This is a genomic window from Candidatus Endomicrobiellum cubanum, from assembly GCF_031278955.1.
Classification (GTDB): domain Bacteria; phylum Elusimicrobiota; class Endomicrobiia; order Endomicrobiales; family Endomicrobiaceae; genus Endomicrobiellum; species Endomicrobiellum cubanum.
Genome location: NZ_JAITJM010000062.1, coordinates 1 through 2,629, shown reverse-complemented (window position 1 = coordinate 2,629; position 2,629 = coordinate 1). Strand labels below are relative to the sequence as shown.

Below are 2,629 nucleotides of genomic sequence, written 5' to 3'. Positions count from 1 at the left end.
TGTCTAAAGAAAGGTTTGTTATTTTTAAATAATTAGATTCTCTCAACGATATTGGGTTTGGATATACTAATACATCTTTATCATCAGGGTCTATTGGTATTGGGGAGGGGGGTACTGGTATAATAGATGGATTTAAGTAAAGTTTACCATATCCGTAAATGTTGTCAGGAGCAGTATGTACTCTTACTGTATGAGAGGATAATATATAATTTTTAAATGCCTGAGCATTTTGTAAAAGCTCGGGCTTTATTTGCGCAATTAGTGCGGCGGCGCCTGCAACATGAGGAGCTGCTGCAGAAGTTGCATTTCCAGGAGCAACTATTTCTGGTTTCATACATTCAGGAGCTATTAGACTTCCAGCAGCATCCATTGCTGCGCGAACAGGGCCATGTCCGCTGAAATCACCTATTAAGTCGGTAACATTATAATTACCTTCTGGAATAGCTCCAACGGTAAGTGAATTTCTAGAATGTCCTGGTCCAGTTAAGCTTGATTGATTATTAGCCTCACCAGCATTCTCTAGAGATATACCTTGAGTAAAGAATATAATAATACCCATTTTGTCTCCTCTAGAATATCCCCCGCGATTTTTAATTTTGATTCTTATTCTGTTTCCTGGAGTTGTAGATAAAGCAGGTGAGAAGATGTTATACCGTGGAACAATAACTTTGCAATCATTTATATTCCATGTCCTTTGTGGTCTTGCGTCTAGGTCTATATATTCAAAGTCAAAATTATAATTAGCGTCTTGCATAGTAGTTTGATTGCCTCTTTCAACATGAAAACTCCAGTCAGAAGGATTACTCCCAATAATTTTAAGATCAAGTTGTTGCAGCCTATTTGGAAACTGAAAATAAGAGTTTACTCCTCCTGTGCATGTAAGTTCGCCAAACCACATTTTCCCACCATCATTGCCAGTTATGGTTATAGCAAGTATATTATTTAAGCTATATTTGTCAATTTCTTGAGAGTAATCATACATTCCATCTGGGAAATTTGTATGCCTTAAAGAAATACTTACTATATGAATATCTTGCTGAATACACCACTCGCGTACTCTTCTGTACCTATCTGCTTCCGCTGCCACTCCTACGTTTATAAGAAACATATCGCAATCTGGAGCAATGCTATAAACTATGGAAGCACAGCCAGTTCCATGTCCTGCACCGCCATAACTAGGAGCAATCTGAGTAGAAGGATTTACCGTAAAGTCCATAGCTGTTAAGTTTTTAGGCAAACTGCCGTTTTGCTGATAAGTTGAGTAGCCACTAAAATCATAATCTATTATGGCAACTTTGATACCTTTTCCTGTAATACCTCTTTTTATAAATTCCGTAGCTCCTATTGAACCTTTAGAGGCAACAGCATTTACAGTTACTAATATAATCAATAAAATATTTAATACACTTTTTAAGATATCTCTTTTTATTTTCATATACAAGCCCCTTATAAAAACTCTATGCAAATTGTATCATAAAAAATTTTTTATTTGAATGCTAAACGTCTTTTTTGTCTTCTATACAACCTGTCTAAAAACTTAACACATAGCCAAGCGCCTTACACATTTTGTATATTCGTACCCCTTAAAAACCTTAATGTTCCTTGCTGCGTCTTTTTGGACACTCCTGCGTAAAAAACTTTTTGTATAATACTTAATCCTATGATAAAAATAAAGAAAGTGCTTACAACTAACTATATAACAAACACCAAAATTCCTGACTCAGATTATGTAATTAACCCCTATGTTGGATGTCCTCATAAATGCCTTTATTGTTATGCTGAATTTATGAAAAAGTTTACAAACCATAATGAACCTTGGGGAGACTTCCTTGATGTAAAAATTAGTTCTAAACCACTTAGATACTAAAAAACTTATCGGCAAAAAAATATCAATTGGCACTGTGACTGATGCTTATAATAATCTGGTAACTAGAAAAATTTTAGAATCGTTAGTTGGAATAGATACTGAAATTTTTATTTTGACTAAGTCCAATCCAGTAATAAGAGATATAGATCTGTTCAAAAAAATGAATAATATAACAATTACTTTTTCTATCAATACGCTTGATGATACTTTTAGAAAACATATGGAACCTTTTGCCTCTAGTATTGATGATAGAATTAAAGCATTAAAAATACTCAACAAAAACAGAATAAGAACAAGTGTATTTTTATCGCCAATGTTCCCAGAAATAACTAACTTTAAAACTATAATAAAATCCTTAAAAAATTATTCACATGAATTTTGGTTTGAAAATTTGAATCTGTATCCATATCGCATCACCAGGATACTAAAATATATAGACTATAAATATTCCTATCTTAGGGATTTATATTATGAAATCTACATAGCAAAAGATACATCTTATTGGGAACAACTTGAAAAAGAAATCTTCTGATGACCGAAGCTTCAAGATTTGTTAGGTTAATTAACATGGACTCAATATGTGTTCCAAAGGTTATGTAAAAAAGAAAGTGTAGAACGTTTAGTATAAAGAAAGTAAAGGAGGGTAAAGATGGACAAAGAAGAGTTGAAGGGAGCAAAGAATTTGTAGGATTTGAACAAGATATTTGAAGAAATGAAAGAGCATCTAGGATTTAGCGGGTCAGAAAATAAAGAAGGAGGGAG

3 protein-coding genes are annotated in these 2,629 nt (G+C 33.4%); 2 read left to right on the top strand and 1 reads right to left on the bottom strand.

Annotation, left to right across the window (positions count from 1 at the left end; genetic code table 11):
• The coding region (locus tag LBD57_RS05950; protein WP_373470420.1) for a S8 family serine peptidase at nucleotides 1–1,435 on the bottom strand (1,435 nt) is incomplete at its 3' end.
• 225 nt (nucleotides 1,436–1,660) lie between these two features.
• On the opposite strand from LBD57_RS05950, the gene LBD57_RS05945 reads away from it, so the two are divergent.
• Together LBD57_RS05945 and LBD57_RS05940 are read left to right on the top strand one after the other, a co-directional pair.
• On the top strand, nucleotides 1,661–1,867 hold the full coding sequence (locus LBD57_RS05945; protein WP_373470419.1) for a hypothetical protein: 207 nt from the start codon (nucleotides 1,661–1,663) through the stop codon (nucleotides 1,865–1,867).
• A 34-nt stretch (nucleotides 1,868–1,901) separates the two neighbouring features.
• Nucleotides 1,902–2,399 (top strand): radical SAM protein, encoded by a 498-nt coding sequence (locus LBD57_RS05940; RefSeq protein WP_373470418.1) that lies wholly within the window; start codon nucleotides 1,902–1,904, stop codon nucleotides 2,397–2,399.
• Nucleotides 2,400–2,629: the final 230 nt, after the last annotated feature.

Excerpts from the sequence above, each read along its gene's own strand:
- LBD57_RS05945 (WP_373470419.1), top strand. The coding sequence starts at position 1,661 with ATGATAAAAATAAAGAAAGTGCTTACAACTAACTATATAACAAACACC.